This is a genomic window from Streptococcus oralis (assembly GCF_023110055.1).
Taxonomy (GTDB): domain Bacteria; phylum Bacillota; class Bacilli; order Lactobacillales; family Streptococcaceae; genus Streptococcus; species Streptococcus oralis_BY.
In genome coordinates, this window is record NZ_JALDVG010000001.1 from 825,630 (window position 1) to 841,958 (window position 16,329).

Here is a 16,329-nt window from a genome sequence, read left to right on the forward strand (position 1 = left end):
TTTTATAGATACAGGCGTCCAAGAAAATAGGGCATTTGTTTACGCCACCATTCCCAGTCGTGGGCGACATCGTGTCCCCATTCAGCAAACCAGGCTGGAATTTGTTTCTGGTCAAAGGCTTCTTTAAGCTTGTAGAAAGATGGTAGACCGTCTTGTTCCCAGGCACCAAGGCCCGTACAGACGACGATTTCTGCCTGACGGTAACGATCAATAAACCAGCCGTCGTTTTGATTCCAGATATAATCGACTGGAGAGTTTTGGTAAATTGCATCGTCATTGTAGTAATCGCCAACGAAGAAACGCGCGTCGTAAACACCACTGAGGGCAATCACCTTGGTAAAGACATCTGGATGCTGGAGAAAGAAATTGAGTGCATGGTAGGCCCCCATTGAGCAACCTGTCGTCATCATGCCATCAAACCAACCTGTCTTATGCTTGATAAAAGGAATGGCCTCCTCAATCACGTAACGTTCATAAGCACGATGCATCTCCGCCTGGTCATGACCATTTTTCCAAGTGGCCAACCAGCTCTCACTGTCCACACTGGATAGCGTAAAGAACTGGACGCGGCCCTCCTCGATAAAGGAAGCACAGGCGTCAATCATGCCAAAATCATAGTATTCGTTGTGACTGCCACCAGATGAAGCAAAAACAACAACTGGAATCCCAGCATGTCCATAACGGTTGAGATACATTTCACGGTTGAGATTGCCACTCCAGTGGCTGAGGTTTTCAATATGCATTGGCTTTCTCCTTTCTTAACTTACCATTTCTCTGCAAAAAACCGAAGACAGTCTGGTAAATTTTCCGACCATGGAATCTCACTATGGATGGCACCAGACTGAACTTTCAAGACAAGATTATCCAAGTGTACTCCACCTGCAATCAAATCACGGTAATAACGAAGCGACGAGTCGATATAGGCTTGCTTGATATTGCCAGCCATCAAGGTCTTGTCCGTATCGTCTGCTTCTTCCGTTCCAACATAGATAAAAATGCGCTGTTCAGGCGACAATTTCTTGCGCTCGATATAGCGGTTAAAGGCTTCTTGGTGAAGCCAGTTAGCAGATGAGAAGACACCTAGACAACCAATTCGGTCTTGGTATTCTAGTCCGATAAACTGGGTAATATTGCCTCCTAGTGAAGAGCCAATCATAGCCGTATGCTGCCGATCAGCTTTGGTACGATAGGTTTCATCGATAAAAGGCTTGACCACCTCCATGACAAACTCGGCATACTCCACACCCTTACCACCAAACTGCTGGCCTGGGATAGGAGATTCTTGAAACTTCCAAGCTGCATACTCATTCATTCGTCCCATGCCATCATTGTCAATAGCAACGACAATCATGCGACTGATATCAGGATTTCGCTTAATGGCTGGAATAATTTTCCAAGAGTGTCCGATATAGGACTCCTTGCTGTAAAAGACATTTTGCCCATCATGAAAGTATACAACTGGATAAAAACGGTCGGTGTCTTTCTCGTAGTCTTTAGGCAGAAGAACACGCACACGACGCTCTTTTCCTGTATAAGGAACCTTGAGTTTGTGTTCTTTCATTTTTAAGTAAAAGTAGGAATGATTCATTGTCAGAAAACTCTCTATATTCAAAATTTTATCTCATTATACCATAAAAATAGAAAAAAAGTCAGTAATTGTCCATTTTAAGGATAAATAACTAACTTTTTTCATTTGTTTTTCTGAATTCCTCTGGATTTTCTGATTAGAGGAGATTGTCAATCAAGTTATCGACTTCATCTTTTTTAGCTTGAGGTGTAATCTCAGTAATCATGATACCAGCCACTGCTCTCTCAACCAAGCCTTCAACATCCATGCGTTTTTCATACTGCTCTGCATTCTCTATCTTAGGATTGGTCTTAGGACGGTCAGGCGCAAAAATAGTACAGCAGTCTTCAAAAGGCTGGATTGAAATTTCAAAGGTATCGATTTCTTGCGCGATGTCAATGATTTCCAACTTGTCCATCGTAACCACGGGACGAATGATGGGAGTGCTAGTCACAGCGTTGATAGTCTGCATACTTTCCAAGGTCTGGCTAGCTACTTGACCAAGACTTTCCCCATTGATGATAACTAAACCATTTCGTACCTCACGGATACGGTCGGTAATGCGCATCATAAAACGACGTGTCAAGGTCATGAGGTAGGCTTCTGGCGCCTTAGCCTTGATTTCCTCTTGAATCTCTGTGAAAGGTACTTCGATAAACTGGATATTTCCACCAAACTTGGTCAATTTTCGAGTCAAATCGTGGGCTTTCTTGAGGGCACCAGGACTAGTGTATGGCGGACTGGCAAAGTGGACCGCCTCAATATCTACACCACGTTTAAGAGCTAAATAACCAGCTACAGGTGAGTCAATCCCTCCTGACAACATGAGCATACCTTTACCAGAACTTCCCACAGGTAATCCTCCTGCTCCACGAAAAGTTTCATAGGAAAGATAGGCAGCCTCTTCACGAATCTCAACCTGAAGATTAATATCTGGATTTTTCATCTGAGCTTGTACGTTTGGAATGGCCTCGAAAACAGCTCCACCGAGAGTTTGATTGAGTTCACGACTATCCAATTCAAAGTTGTGGTCGCTACGCTTACTAGAAATCTTAAAGGTCATCCCTTCCTTGTAAATAGCTTTCATAATCTCTTGGACAGCAGACTTCAAAACGTCCACTGACTTTTCAATCTTATACACAGGAGAAAAATTTTGAATTCCAAAGACTTGTTTGAGCGATTCTGCAACTGCTGTATAATCAGCTCCATTGAGGTAAGCGTGGGCACGGTCGCGATCTGCGGTTACCTTAACTTGAGGATAGATAGACAAAACGTCTGAAATATTATTACGAAGTTTATTGATGAAACGCATGCGATTTTTGTGTTTGGTTGACAATTCTCCGTAACGAATCATAATTTCTGAATACTGCATAAATACTCCTATCTTACTTTTCTAGTTTGATTGTAAATTAATTTTAGCTTGGTCAAAAACTGCTCGACTTGACTCATATCATTTTCCAGGTCTAGGCTTAGACGCACAGCTGACTGGGCCTTATCTTTGTCCACTCCCATGGCAATCAAGGTCCCCGCAGGTTTTCCTGCCTTGGACGAACAAGCAGAGGTTGTGGAAATGAAAATATCATAGTCTTCAAAGGCGTGAACGATGACTTCACCACGAACACCCTTAATCCCAAAAGTCAGGATATGAGGGGCAAAGTCTTCCTCATCTGAAAAGACAAAAATATCTGGATAATCCAGAAGGGCTTGACGAATGACTGCCTTCATCTGCCCTATCTTATTAGTAAAGATATCTAACTTTTCCATAGATAAACGGAGAGATTTGGCTGTCGCTGCAATCCCTGCCACATTTTCAGTTGTCGAACGATAGTCTCGCTCCTGACCACCACCAGTCAAAAGAGGCGTAATTTTCTTACCAGACTTGATATAGACAAAGCCAACACCTCTGACACCATGAAACTTATGACTCGAAAAGGTTGCGAAATCCACTCGATCAGTTAAATACTCCTCTGTCGGAATCTTAGCGAGTGCCTGAACTGCATCAACGTGGAAGGAAATAGTTGGCTTATCTGCTAACAGTTTCGAAATAGCCTCAATAGGCTGGATAGAGCCGATTTCATTGTTAACTGCCATGATGGAAACGAGGATCGTATCAGGTCGTATCAAATTCGCTAGAGCCTCAACATCCACAAATCCTCTGCTATCAACTGGGGCAATATCCACCTCAAAACCTTGACTTTTAAGCCAAAGGGCTGATTCCTTGACTGCTGGATGTTCAATAGCTGACACAATAATGTGCTTGCCAAACTGGGCTTTTTCAAAGGCCACACCCTTGATGACCCAGTTATCTCCTTCTGTACCACCTGAGGTAAAGAAGATTTCATCACTTTTCTTGCCAATCAAATCTGCAATTTGCTGCCGGGAAGCATCTAAAATTCGTGTTGCCTGATCTCCCAAACGATGGAGACTAGATGGATTTCCTACAATTTTTGAAGCGACCTGCATGTAAGTTTCAAGTGCTTCAGGATAAGGCTTGGTTGTCGCCGAATTATCAAAGTAGATCATGTTTTCTCACGCTTTCTAAAATCACTCCTTCTATTGTATCACGAAAAGAGACCTGCGACAAGAAAGGGAGGTTTCTCTTTTTTTAAGATTTTTTTAAAGAAATGAGGTATAATAAATCATAATCAAAGGAGAGTATCATGTCTAACTATCGTAGAACTTCTAATAAATCAAAAACAGAACACATCAAAAAGGGATTTACTGTCTTTCAAAAAACGATTGCTACCATCGGTAGTATCCTTGGTCTCATCACCGCTACTATCACCATCATGAACGCCATGGACAATAACAAAAACAACAAAAAAGAACCGACGACAACTCAAACAACTGTTGTCAAGGAAATTCAAAAGGAAGCCCCTCAGGAAAATACTACTCCTAACAGGGACAACACTTCTACTAAAGAAAATACCACGCAAGAAGAAACTTCTCAATCCAATAAAAAAGAGGAGAAAAAAGAAGAGAAGAAAACAACAACTCAGGATCCTTCTACACCTGCTACAAATAAAGAAACAAGCGATAATGGAACACAGTCAAATACGACGAGTTCTGAAACTAAAACGAACCAGTAATCACAAAAATAACTTCTTTCCAAATTTGGAAAGAAGCTATTTTTTTATTGTTGCAATACTTTTCGTGGTTTGGTTCCCTCAGCTGGACCGATGACACCTGCCATTTCGAGTTCTTCCATCAGGCGGGTCGCACGATTAAATCCAACTGACAAACGACGCTGAATCATCGAAGCGCTAGCTTTCTGGGTTTCGATAACCAAAGCCTTGGCTTCTTCAAAAAGCGGATCGCCACCAGCTTCACCATCAGAAAAATCTCCTTCATTTTCAGGAACATCTCCTGGGTCAAAGCTGTCATCGTAGTCCGCATCAGCCTGAGCCTTGATGAAGTTTACGATACGTTCAACATCATCATCCGAGATAAAGGAGCCTTGCAGACGGACTGGATGATTTTCATCAATTGGTTTAAAGAGCATATCTCCTCGACCAAGCAGTTTTTCTGCTCCATTCTCATCCAAGATGGTTCGCGAATCTGTACCTGATGAAACTGCAAAAGCCACACGAGATGGGACATTGGCCTTGATAAGACCAGAGATAACATCAACCGATGGACGTTGCGTTGCGAGAATCATGTGAATCCCTGCAGCACGCGCCTTCTGTCCGAGACGAATGATGGCATCTTCCACTTCCTTGCTAGCCACCATCATGAGATCTGCCAACTCATCTACAATGACAACAATCAAAGGCAGGGGCACTTGTTTGTACTCAGATTGGCTATTAAATTCCTCGACCTTGGCATTGTAACCAGCGATATTTCGTACTCCAACCTTAGCAAAGAGTTCGTAACGATTTTCCATCTCATCCACAACCTTTTGCAGAGCCTTGCTGGCCTTGCGTGGATTGGTCACAACTGGAATCAAGAGGTGAGGAATGTCATTGTACACCGATAACTCAACCATCTTTGGATCCACCATCATAAACTTGACCTGATCTGGTCTTGCTTTCATCAGAATGCTGGCGATAATACCGTTAACTGCGACTGACTTCCCTGATCCCGTCGAACCTGCAACGAGTAGGTGGGGCATCTTGGAAAGCTCAAAGGTGCGAGCAGTTCCATTGACAGCCTTACCTAGAGGAATTTCGAGGAGATTTTCTGGTTTAGTCTGAGACTGTTCCCAGAGTTCACGGAAGGAAACGGTCGCAATCTCAGAGTTGGGTACTTCAATTCCGACTAAGGATTTACCAGGGATCGGAGCCTCAATCCGAACATCCTTAGCTGCTAGAGCTAGCGCTAAGTCGTCTGCCAGATTGGAAATGCGGTTAACCCGTACACCGACTGCTGGCTTGACTTCATACTTGGTAACTGATGGTCCTATTTCAGCCCGTTCCACCGTCACCTTGATACCAAAGCTAGCAAAGGTTTCTTCTAGGATTTTGATATTTTCTCGAACAATCTTCTTTTCCTTGGACTGATCTTTGGGTTTATCTGGCGCAAAGAGTTGCAAGCTTGGTAGCTTGTATTCAAGGGCTTCCTTGGCAGAAAAATCAACCTGCACCTCTTCATCCTCAAAGTCTTCTTCCATATCTGGAACGTCAAAATCAGTTTGAGGGAGGATAATCTCCGGTTCGATCCATTCTTCCTCAGGAATTGGGTGGAAATCGTAGTCTGGTACCTCTGATAAGATTTCTCCCGTTTCAGGATCTACAGGAGGAAGCGGTAATGCATCCTGTTCTTCTTGTTCTCTCTGAATTCTGGCTGCTTCTTCAGCTTCTTGACGAGCCTTCTCTTCTTCTCTCTTGATGAAGCGTTCCTGTTTTCTCTGTTCCTGTTTTTCCATGAAGGATCTGAACTGAGCTCCAATAAAGGCTGCGACATCATAAATAGACCAAGGACTAACCAAGAGTGCCCCAACTAGAATCAAGAGAACTCCAATAAAGTACGATCCGATATTGGAGAAAAGAAAGGATATGGGGATATAGAGTCCAACACCAAGCAAGCCTCCACCGGCGAAGCTAGTCACCCGCATACCAGTCAGGTCCGTCATAACTTGAAACAGGGTCCCTTTTAGAACTGACTGCTCCAAGCCATATTTCCATACCAAGTAGGCCTCAAAAATCAAGAGTAAGCCAGCAAAGATACAGAGAAATCCTGACAGAAGTCCCTCTTGCTTGCGGATCCATTTAAATAGAAAAAGATAAATGAGGAGGGCACCAATGGCCACATAGGCCAAACTTCCGACCACCAGTCGAATGAGATTGTAAAGAGTGACACCTGCCGCGCCGAGTTTGAGGGCTGCAATAATCAACAATAAGGCAATTCCTAAGGAAATCAACATCCTCTGGATAGCCTGTTTTCTTTCAAGTTCTGCTTTAGACGGTCTCCGTCTTGTTTTTGTAGTATTCTTGTTTGCCATTCTTCTATTATACCATATTTCACAGCCATTTCGAATAGAGAAAAAGATTGCACCAAATGGTAACAATCTTTCTATTCTAATCCATTTTATGCTTGTGGCTTGCGTAGGTAACCATAAACCACACCACTTACAATTGCGCCAACCAAGACAGAGGCAAGGTAGAGAAGGGCATTTGAAGTAAGAGCGATAACGAAGATTCCTCCGTGTGGCGCCATGAGTTTGATTCCTGCAAGACCAACGAGTCCACCTGCTACTGCTGATCCAAGGATAAAGCTTGGGATCGCACGAGCTGGGTCAGCGGCACCAAATGGAATCGCTCCCTCAGTGATAAATGACAAGCCCATGATGATGTTTGTCAAACCAGAGTTGCGTTCTTCTTTAGTAAATTTATCTTTGAAAAGAAGGGTTGCGACAAAGATGGCAAGTGGTGGAACCATTCCTCCAGCCATAACTGCCGCCATAGCTACAGAACCACCTGAAGAAACAGTCGCTGCAAGCGTACCTGTACCAAAGACATAAGCAGCTTTGTTGACTGGTCCACCCATGTCAACAGCCATCATGCCTCCAAGAACGATACCAAGAAGGACAGCTGAACCTCCTCCAAGACCACCTAGGAAGTCATTCATAGCAGTGTTGATTGCTGCCATTGGAATGTTGACAGCCAACATAACAAATCCTGTCAAGATTGTTCCGAAAAGCGGTAGGATAAGGATAGATTTAGCACCTTCAAGTGAACGAGGAACTTTAACGTATTTCTTGATAGCAAGAACCAAGGCTCCTGCGATAAATCCACCAACAAGGGCACCTAGGAAACCAGATGAGACACCTGCAAGAGTAGAAGTTGCTTCACCACCTGCAGCATAAGGAATTTTACCAAAGGCAAAACCTTCTTTAGCAATAGCACCAGCAACGAAACCAGCTACTAAACCTGGTTTTTCAGCGATAGAGTAGGCTACGTATCCTGCAAAAACTGGAAGCATCAAGCCAAAGGCTGCTCCACCAATTTTCATGAACATAGAAGCTAGTTCATGGTAGGATCCGAGATTGCCAAGACTATCTTGTGGCACACCAAAAGCTCCGTCGATTAAGAAGGCGAGGGCAATCATGATACCACCACCGATAACGAATGGCAACATTTGAGATACACCACTCATCAAGTGTTTGTAGAAAGCACCACCGATACTTTGTTTTTCATTAGATGCTGTTGCAGCTTTTGCTCCATTAGCAGCACGATAAACTTCAGCGTCTCCTGAAAGAGCCAAGTTGATCAATTCTTCAGTCTTACGGATACCGTCTGCAACTGGACGGTTAACCAAAGGTTTTCCATCGAAACGATCCATCTCAACAGCCTTGTCAGCAGCGATGATAACAGCTTTAGCCTTGCGGATATCCTCTGCAGTTAGTTGGTTACCAACACCGCTAGCACCGTTGGTTTCAACCTTGATACCAACACCCATTTCAGCTGCAACTTTTTGCAAGGCCTCTTGTGCCATGTAGGTATGAGCAATTCCTGTAGTACATGCTGTTACAGCTACAAGGAAGTCTCCACCTTTATTTGCAGGTTCAACCACAGCAGCTTCTTCTGTTTTTTCCGAAGCTTGGTCAAAGAGCTCAATCACTTGATCAGGCGAAGTTACTTGACGAAGTTTATCCGCAAAGCCATCTTTCATCAGGTATTGAGACAATTCTGCTAAGGCTGCCAAGTGAGTATCATTAGCACCTTCTGGTGCCGCAATCATGAAGAAGAGATCAGTTGGTTGCCCATCCAAACTCTCATAGTCAACACCCTTGTTTGACTTAGCAAAAAGAACGGTCGCTTCTTTTACAGCAGAGTTCTTGCTGTGAGGCATAGCAATTCCGTCACCCAAACCAGTGGAAGTGAGAGCTTCACGCGCCAAAATTCCTTCTTTAAAGGTTTCAAAATCTGTCACATAACCGTGATCTACCAAGCTTTTAATCATCTCTTCGATGACAGCTGTTTTTTCAGTTGCCTGTAAATCCAACAACATGACATCTTTTCTCAATAGGTCTTGAATTTTCATCGTTTTTCTACCTCAACTTTTTCATATGTTTCTTTAATAAATTCCGCTGTTGCCAAGTCATCCGAGAAGGTCGTTGCCGTTCCACAAGCTACCCCCCATTTGAAGGCTTCTACTGCATCTTTTGATTTGACAAATTCACCTGTAAATCCAGCGACCATAGAGTCACCAGCCCCGACTGAATTTTTGACTGTTCCCTTGATAGGTTTAGCGAAGTAAGCTCCCTCAGATGTGACAAGAAGGGCACCGTCTCCAGCCATAGAGATGATGACGTTTTGTGCACCTTTAGCTAGTAACTCACGAGCATAGTTCTCGATTTCATCTAAACTTTCGAGTTTCACTCCAAAGATAGCTCCAAGCTCGTGATTGTTTGGTTTAACCAAAAGTGGCTGGTAGTCCAAACTATCAATCAAGGTCTGTCCTTCAAAGTCACAAACCACTTGCGCACCAGTCTGGCGTGTCAAGGCAATCAAATCTTTGTAAATAACATTACCTAGATTCTTAGCACTCGAACCCGCAAACACAACCGTATCATCTGCTGTCAGACTAGACAAAATAGCTTTCAACTCTTCTAGCTGAGCCGGTTCCACATTTGGACCAGTCCCGTTGATTTCTGTTTCTTGGTCTGCTTTAATCTTGACATTGATGCGAGTATCTTCTGCTACTTGGACAAAACGTGTCTCAATTTCCTCTTCTGCCAAAGTATCTGTGATAAATTTACCAGTAAATCCTCCGATAAATCCAGTCGCAGTATTAGGAATATCCAAGCGCTTCAAAACACGGCTAACATTGATTCCTTTCCCACCAGCAAACTTATCATCACTGTCCATTCGATTGACACTACCGACTTCTACTTTGTCTAAGCGAACGATATAGTCAATGGATGGATTGAGTGTGACTGTATAAATCATACTTCTATTACCTCCGTTTTCTTCTTAATAACCTGCAAGAGCTCATGCCCTTGACTTGTGATGACAATAGCGCGTTTAAGTGGTGCTACCTTTGCAAAGCAAGTTTGACCAATCTTTGATGAATCCACCAAGACATAGGTTTGTTTGGCATTCTCTAAGATAGCACGCTTCACGGCTCCCTCCTCCATATCAGGAGTCGTATAATAACCATCGTCCACACCATTCATCCCGATAAAGGCACGGTCAAAGTGCAATTGATTGATTTGGTTAAGAGCAACACCACCGATACATGCATCTGTTGCCATTTTGACACTTCCTCCAACCATGACAGTTGGAATCTGTTTTTCAACCAACTGAACCGCATGGTGAATGGAGTTAGTTACAACTGTAATATTCTTATTAACCAATTCCTTGATTAAAAAAGCAGTTGTCGTTCCAGCATCAATAAAGATAACATCTTGTTCCTTGATAAGAGAGGCTGCTTTTTGAGCCAGTAACTTCTTCTCTTGAAGGTTTTTGACAGATTTTTCTTGGATGGTTTCTTCTTCCTGCAAGGAGTGAGGTAGTTCTGCTCCACCATGAACACGGCGAAGCTTGTTTTCCGCCTCCAACTCGTCCAAATCTCTTCGTACTGTCGATTCTGATGTTTCTAATAGACTAACCAATTTTTCTAGGGAAACTACATGATGTTGATTTAACTCCTCTAAAATCAGTTGCTTCCGCTCAGTTTTTAACACCAAACCACCTCCTGTTATCGTTTACACTATTCATTCTAGCACATTCTCTACCAAAGTCAAGCATTTTTTATCATTTTCTTTCAAATTCTATCATTTTTCTTATTTCCAAAATTTTTATTGCAAGATAAGTGGCTTTATGGTAGACTATTTGAGTAAGTATTGGAAGATTACTCAAGAGGCTTAAGAGGCCGTGTTGGAAACGCGGTAGGCGTGTAACAGCGTGCGTGGGTTCGAATCCCATGTCTTCCGTAGAAAAAAGAAAAACTGCACCTCAATGCAGTTTTTTTATCGTTCTAAGAACAATATCTAGAAATGAAAGGCTGAGTTACTCTAACTATCACATTACATTTTTCTGTATCCTTCCCTATCCTAATTCATAAAAAAACAAGTAGTTTATTTTGACTACTTGTTTTTCTTTTAAATCTAAAGATTAGATATTGCTTTTATCTTTTTTATCTGAAGATTTGTCTGTTGATTTATCAGTGGATTTGTTTGAAGATTTATCAGAAGACTTGTCTGTTGATTTATCATTAGACTTCGTTGAGTTTTTACGGACAATTTTATCATAACCTTCTGTATCATCAAGCAACTCTGTCGCCAAAGTACGGTAATCTTCTTGAGAAATCAGCCAGTTTCCATCCTTATCCTTTGTTAATTTGATTTCAGTATCAAAATCACCAGTAGTGAAAGGTGTATGAGCTAAGTTAGGGTCAACGTCACTGTAGGTTGAGAAATCTTTCTTGAATAGATGCTCAAAAATCCAGTAAGAAACCAATGTTTGGTAACGCTTGATGTCAACGTTTGAACCAGCTTGATTGTATTTACCTAGGTTATCAACACCTCCAATAAGAGTAGTGAGAACTTCCCTTGTAGATGAAGCCAATCCTTTAGAGTGTAACTTCTTAGAGTTGAAAGTAACAGTCGCTGTATTTCCTGATTCATCAACCTTCACGTCTTTAACAGTGTAAGAACCGATATCTTGATATAATCTACGTCTCATCTTCAAGAAACCTGAAATGGTTTCTTCTGGAGTTTCTACAGGGAAATCTTTGTGCCATTGTACTGAGTAGGTAGACGCAGGTGAAAGCCCTTCTTCTTTGATTTTTTCACTTGTTTGTACAGCAAATACTGCCTCAGTCCATTTTTCATAAGTGTCGCCATAAATCTTCTTAAATCGAGCAGAGTCGCTAGTAAGAACTGAGTCTAAGAGAATCTCAGCATCTTTTGTAACTTTTTCTTTAACTTCTGCTGCTTCATCTTTCTTCTCAACTTGTTCTGTATTCTCCTTGTTATCAGAAGAAGCTTCAGATGACTGATTAGAAAATACAGAACATGCACCCAAGACAACCGTCGAAAGTGCTAAGATACTTAGTAACTTGATCTTTTTCATGTTTCACCTCATTATGAAAATTTACTCTTGGAGACCACCTCCAAGCAGATTTGTTTAGAAAAACACTGGGTTTATCTAACGGAGAATGGGGGATTCGAACCCCCGCGCCAGTTACCCGACCTAACGATTTAGCAAACCGTCCTCTTCAGCCTCTTGAGTAATTCTCCACTAACACACTAGAATAAATAGGATACAACGAAGGATACAATTTGGAAAAAATCTACTGTATACCTGTTCATAATGGAGCCGGTGGGAGTCGAACCCACGTCCAAACACCTGCCAACATATTTGTCTACAACCATAGGTTATGTATTGTTTTAACAGTCCCTCGACACATAACTCAAGCCTAGGAACTGCGAGTCTATTAATCTCTTATCAAACCACTAGACAAGGCTTGATCGTATCTCGCTAATCATAAGACCTGTCATTGAACACGAGCAATCCAAACCAGGTCACGCCTGCTGGTTTTTAGGCAGCTAGAGCGTAAGAAGTGTTATTTTTTGCAGTTATATTTAACTGAGCGTTTACGTCGCCACACGGGTTGCAAAATATGCCTCATAATGCCTGTCGAATCCGTAACGACCCCAGGATGTTAGAACTATTATAACCTATCTTCAAAAAAAATGCAAAATCAAGCCAATTCTTTAGAACAGATACGTTTTCAAAGCATCTGATAAAGCTTGATAACCGGCTACACTTAGATGGAGGCCATCCGTTGTATAGGCTGATTGAAGTTGTCCTTTTGAATCTGTCAAACTATCATAAATCGGCACAAAATCTACCTGCATATAGGCGGATGCTAGAGCCTCATAGGCTTGATTCCATTCTCTAATCTTTTCATTGGTTCGGATATAAACAGTCTGTTTGTATTCTTCTCCTTCATTGACCGGTAGAATCGAAAGGAGCTTTATTTGTGACAGCGGATAATCTCGGGCAATCGATTGGATTACACCTTCAAGATTATCCAAGGCTTCATTCATGGGAATATCTTTTCCAATATCATTTGTCCCAATTAGGAGAACAATTTGATCGACAGCATCACCATAAAGATGGGCATCCAAATTCTCTAATAACAATCTCGTCTGGTAACCTCGGATGCCTCGATTAACAATCGTCTTGGCAGTCCCGAGTAACTCTTGCAAAGGGTAGTATTCTACAATCGAATCGCCGATAAAAATCATATCTGGTTCTAAAAGAGAAATCTGATTGAGTTCACGATACTTGGTTTGAATCTTTGCTTGCTCTTTTAGAAGCCAATTTTCTAATAACTGTACTGCCACCTTATCCCTCTTTCTCTAACCACTTTTCTAGAATCTGATAAACGCCCCCTTGGCTGTTAGCTGGAGCTAGGGCTGTTGCAACTGCCTTGGCCTCATCATCAGCATTTTCCATAGCATAGGCAATTCCAGCCATCTCCAACATCTCAACATCATTTTCGCTATCACCAAAAGCCATAATTTGTTCTGATGTCAAATCCCAGCGCTTGAGTAATTCTTCCAATCCCCAAGCCTTGTGAACCCCAGCCTGCAGGATATCGATACAGCCATAACCGCTAGAAACAGCCCTTACATGACCATCAAAGAGGTCATTGATTTCCTGCAAAACTGAACTAGAACGTTCTTCACCAACGACCATGCTCATCTTTAGAACTCCTCCAAAGAGATCAGCTTGCAAGTCTTCCACAAAATTCATTCGTTGATAGAATTTCTCAATCATCTCTGGTGTCATAAATTTTTCTAGGTCTGTAAAAACAGTCCCTTCCTTGACAAAACTCCCGTTCATACAAGTGACGACGAACTGATCTCGACACTCTCTCCCTTTAAAATGAAGGAGAGCCTTGTCAACCATAGCATCATCCCAAGTCTGGGCCTGAAGTAATGTATCATACTCAAATATCCGAGCACCGTTAGCAACAACCAAGATCACTCTACTCGCCAAGTGTTCTAGTAATTGCCTCATACGGTGAACTTCATTCCCGGTCGCAATGACAAAACGGATATTCCTTTGATCCAGCTGATCTAAAATCCTTTCCAAGCGGGGCAGATCTAGCTGCCCCCTCGGGTCTAGCAAGGTTCCATCCATGTCTGTTGCAATTAATTTAATCGTCATCATATCTCCTTTAGGGCGAGTACCTACCACTTCAACCCTACATGTTCATTCATTTCTTTATAGGCCGTGTCAATTCGTTCCTTGGTCGCCTCGTCCAACTTGTCACGGTGACTGCCTCCCTCGATGAAGTCCTCTAGGATATAGGTCTGATAGAGGAAGAGCGGATAACCTTCTGGAGAGTAAGTCCCTTTGGGTGTTCGATTGACCCAAGTAGGATGCGCTTTGGCCGTTTCAATCCTAGTCTTGCCATCTTTTTTCTTAATGGTCACATCCATGAGAACACCGCGCTCCGTCCACTTGGCATTTTCCTCATCTTGCATGGTTTCAATGCGCTGGTTTGAGAGGAAATTTCCCATGGAGTAGATGATCAGTTTTTTGTCACCATCTTTTTCAACTGTTTCAGCAGGTTCAACGACGTGAGGATGCCCTCCAAAGATAATATCAGCTCCCCAGTCAATCATCTTGTGGTACAGTGTTTTCTGTTCTTCCGTTGGTTCTAGCTGGTACTCAATTCCCATCTGAGGCATGATGACAGTAATATCCGCCTCCTTCTCAGCACGCTCGATTTCTGCCTTCATCTTATCTTCATTCAAATCAGAAAGATAGCGATTATAGTCCTCTTGAGAGATATACTGCTCAATGCCATTAAAACCGTAGGAATAGGCCAGGAGAGCTACCTTGATACCATTGACTTCCTTGATGACTATAGGGGCTTGGTCACGGGATTCATGTGTGTAGACTCCGATGGGTGTCATTCCTGCCTTTTCAATAGCTTGAGCTGTTGAAACCACTCCCTCAATTTGAGAATCCAAAATGTGATTATGAGCCAAGTCTAGAACTTGGTAGCCTGCATCCTTGATTGCATCCATGACTTCCCCTGGTGCATTAAAGAGAGGATAACCTGCCAAATAGTGGTCCTTGTTCACCGTTCCTTCAAAGTCACCAATTACTAAATCAGCTTGCTTGAGCCAAGGTTTTACATACTCAAAATTTTCATGGAAATCATAGGTTCCATCTTCTTTAAGAGCTGTTCGGTAGATGGGGATATGGTAGAGAAGGTCACCATTTGCCATGATACGTGCCGTCGTTTCACCAGACTGATTTTCCTTGGATTGACTGGAAGTACTTGCAGAATCAAGAGTTTGATTACTAGGACTCGTTCCCTTACTACCTTGTACTGCTCGAACTAATAAGTTTCCCCCCATGGATAAGGCAACTGCAAGCAATAACACAATAATAAACTGGGCATTGGTCCAGGATTTATAATTCCGAAAGAAATCCACACTAGTTCTCCACACTCCATAAAGAGAGCCCTGAGACCGTCTATCTTGTCGCTTTTCCATCTTTATTCCCCCTTGCCTTTTGGTGCAAGTCTTTTCTTTTATTATACCACAGACAAAAGAGGAATACCGTTTATTATATTATTTTTTAGGAACTTCTGCGACTTTCTTTCTCGCCTATTTTGTGTTATCATGTAGAGGTAATGAAAGGAGAGAAAATGTCTGCAATAGAACGTATTACAAAAGCTGCTCACTTAATTGATATGAACGATATTATCCGCGAGGGGAATCCAACTCTTCGCGCAGTTGCTGAGGAAGTTACTTTCCCACTGTCTGACCAGGAAATCATCCTTGGCGAAAAGATGATGCAATTCCTCAAACATTCCCAAGATCCTGTTATGGCTGAGAAAATGGGGCTCCGCGGTGGTGTTGGGCTGGCTGCTCCCCAACTCGATATTTCAAAACGCATTATCGCTGTTTTAGTGCCAAATATTGTGGAAGAAGGTGAAACTCCACAGGAAGCCTACGACTTGCAAGCTGTTATGTACAATCCAAAAATCGTCTCTCACTCTGTTCAAGATGCTGCTCTTGGCGAAGGAGAAGGTTGCCTTTCTGTTGACCGAAACGTACCTGGCTATGTTATTCGCCATGCCCGCGTCACTGTTGATTACTTTGACAAGGACGGCGAAAAACACCGTATCAAGCTCAAAGGTTACAACTCTATCGTTGTCCAACATGAAATTGATCATCTAAACGGAATCATGTTTTACGATCGTATCAATGAAAAAGATCCATTTGCTGTTAAAGATGGTTTACTGATTCTGGAATAAAGAAAATCCCGTTGCAAGACGGGGTT

Annotated in this window: 14 protein-coding genes, 2 tRNA genes and 1 other RNA gene; 3 read left to right on the top strand and 14 right to left on the bottom strand. The window is 42.4% G+C overall.

Annotated elements, in window-relative coordinates; genetic code table 11:
• Positions 1 to 2 precede the first annotated feature (2 nt).
• The 4 genes from M1G01_RS04005 to M1G01_RS04020 form a co-directional block, all read right to left on the bottom strand.
• Positions 3 to 743 carry an esterase family protein gene (locus tag M1G01_RS04005; protein WP_247917164.1) on the bottom strand — a complete coding sequence of 247 codons (741 nt, stop codon included), beginning with the start codon at positions 741 to 743 and terminating at the stop codon, positions 3 to 5.
• Between the two features lie 20 nt (positions 744 to 763).
• Positions 764 to 1,588, bottom strand: coding sequence for an alpha/beta hydrolase (locus M1G01_RS04010; RefSeq protein WP_001016817.1), 825 nt, complete (start codon positions 1,586 to 1,588; stop codon positions 764 to 766).
• A 136-nt stretch (positions 1,589 to 1,724) separates the two neighbouring features.
• Positions 1,725 to 2,939 carry a tRNA uracil 4-sulfurtransferase ThiI gene (thiI, locus tag M1G01_RS04015; RefSeq protein ID WP_247931225.1) on the bottom strand — a complete coding sequence of 405 codons (1,215 nt, stop codon included), beginning with the start codon at positions 2,937 to 2,939 and terminating at the stop codon, positions 1,725 to 1,727.
• Positions 2,940 to 2,947: 8 nt separating this feature from the next.
• Positions 2,948 to 4,090, bottom strand: a complete 1,143-nt coding sequence (locus M1G01_RS04020; RefSeq protein ID WP_247931226.1) for a cysteine desulfurase family protein — start codon at positions 4,088 to 4,090, stop codon at positions 2,948 to 2,950.
• Positions 4,091 to 4,227: 137 nt separating this feature from the next.
• Between M1G01_RS04020 and M1G01_RS04025 the strand changes: the two genes are divergently transcribed.
• Positions 4,228 to 4,656: a DUF6556 family protein gene (locus M1G01_RS04025; protein ID WP_247931228.1), complete on the top strand. Its 429-nt coding sequence runs from the start codon at positions 4,228 to 4,230 to the stop codon at positions 4,654 to 4,656.
• A gap of 44 nt (positions 4,657 to 4,700) precedes the next feature.
• Here the strand turns inward: M1G01_RS04025 and M1G01_RS09670 are convergent, their stop codons facing one another.
• From M1G01_RS09670 to M1G01_RS04045, 4 genes are all read right to left on the bottom strand, one after another.
• The gene (locus M1G01_RS09670; protein ID WP_345773257.1) at positions 4,701 to 7,007 is read right to left on the bottom strand and encodes a DNA translocase FtsK; all 2,307 of its coding nucleotides are present in this window, start codon (positions 7,005 to 7,007) and stop codon (positions 4,701 to 4,703) included.
• Between the two features lie 86 nt (positions 7,008 to 7,093).
• On the bottom strand, positions 7,094 to 9,049 hold the full coding sequence (locus M1G01_RS04035; protein WP_000701475.1) for a PTS fructose transporter subunit IIABC: 1,956 nt from the start codon (positions 9,047 to 9,049) through the stop codon (positions 7,094 to 7,096).
• Positions 9,046 to 9,957 (bottom strand): 1-phosphofructokinase, encoded by a 912-nt coding sequence (pfkB, locus tag M1G01_RS04040; protein WP_000640770.1) that lies wholly within the window; start codon positions 9,955 to 9,957, stop codon positions 9,046 to 9,048. Before pfkB ends, M1G01_RS04035 begins: the two co-directional genes overlap by 4 nt.
• Positions 9,954 to 10,694, bottom strand: coding sequence for a DeoR/GlpR family DNA-binding transcription regulator (locus M1G01_RS04045; protein ID WP_000920661.1), 741 nt, complete (start codon positions 10,692 to 10,694; stop codon positions 9,954 to 9,956). The genes pfkB and M1G01_RS04045 overlap by 4 nt, the downstream gene beginning before the upstream one ends.
• 161 nt (positions 10,695 to 10,855) lie before the next feature.
• Between M1G01_RS04045 and M1G01_RS04050 the strand changes: the two genes are divergently transcribed.
• Positions 10,856 to 10,943: transfer RNA gene (locus M1G01_RS04050), tRNA-Ser, on the top strand.
• 181 nt (positions 10,944 to 11,124) lie between these two features.
• Here the strand turns inward: M1G01_RS04050 and M1G01_RS04055 are convergent.
• From M1G01_RS04055 to M1G01_RS04080, 6 genes are all read right to left on the bottom strand, one after another.
• A complete protein-coding gene (locus M1G01_RS04055; RefSeq protein ID WP_000721422.1) occupies positions 11,125 to 12,084 on the bottom strand; it encodes a hypothetical protein in 960 nt (319 codons plus the stop codon).
• Positions 12,085 to 12,163: 79 nt separating this feature from the next.
• Positions 12,164 to 12,251: transfer RNA gene (locus M1G01_RS04060), tRNA-Ser, on the bottom strand.
• 71 nt (positions 12,252 to 12,322) lie between these two features.
• Positions 12,323 to 12,670, bottom strand: a transfer-messenger RNA (tmRNA) gene (ssrA, locus tag M1G01_RS04065).
• A 58-nt stretch (positions 12,671 to 12,728) separates the two neighbouring features.
• On the bottom strand, positions 12,729 to 13,364 hold the full coding sequence (locus M1G01_RS04070; RefSeq protein ID WP_125417956.1) for an SGNH/GDSL hydrolase family protein: 636 nt from the start codon (positions 13,362 to 13,364) through the stop codon (positions 12,729 to 12,731).
• A gap of 1 nt (position 13,365) precedes the next feature.
• On the bottom strand, positions 13,366 to 14,193 hold the full coding sequence (locus M1G01_RS04075) for a Cof-type HAD-IIB family hydrolase (protein ID WP_247931230.1): 828 nt from the start codon (positions 14,191 to 14,193) through the stop codon (positions 13,366 to 13,368).
• Between the two features lie 23 nt (positions 14,194 to 14,216).
• A complete protein-coding gene (locus M1G01_RS04080) occupies positions 14,217 to 15,536 on the bottom strand; it encodes a CapA family protein (RefSeq protein WP_000415548.1) in 1,320 nt (439 codons plus the stop codon).
• 155 nt (positions 15,537 to 15,691) lie between these two features.
• On the opposite strand from M1G01_RS04080, the gene def reads away from it, so the two are divergent.
• Entirely contained in the window at positions 15,692 to 16,303 is a 612-nt protein-coding gene (def, locus tag M1G01_RS04085; protein ID WP_001272958.1) for a peptide deformylase, read from the top strand.
• The last annotated feature ends 26 nt before the right edge of the window (positions 16,304 to 16,329 follow it).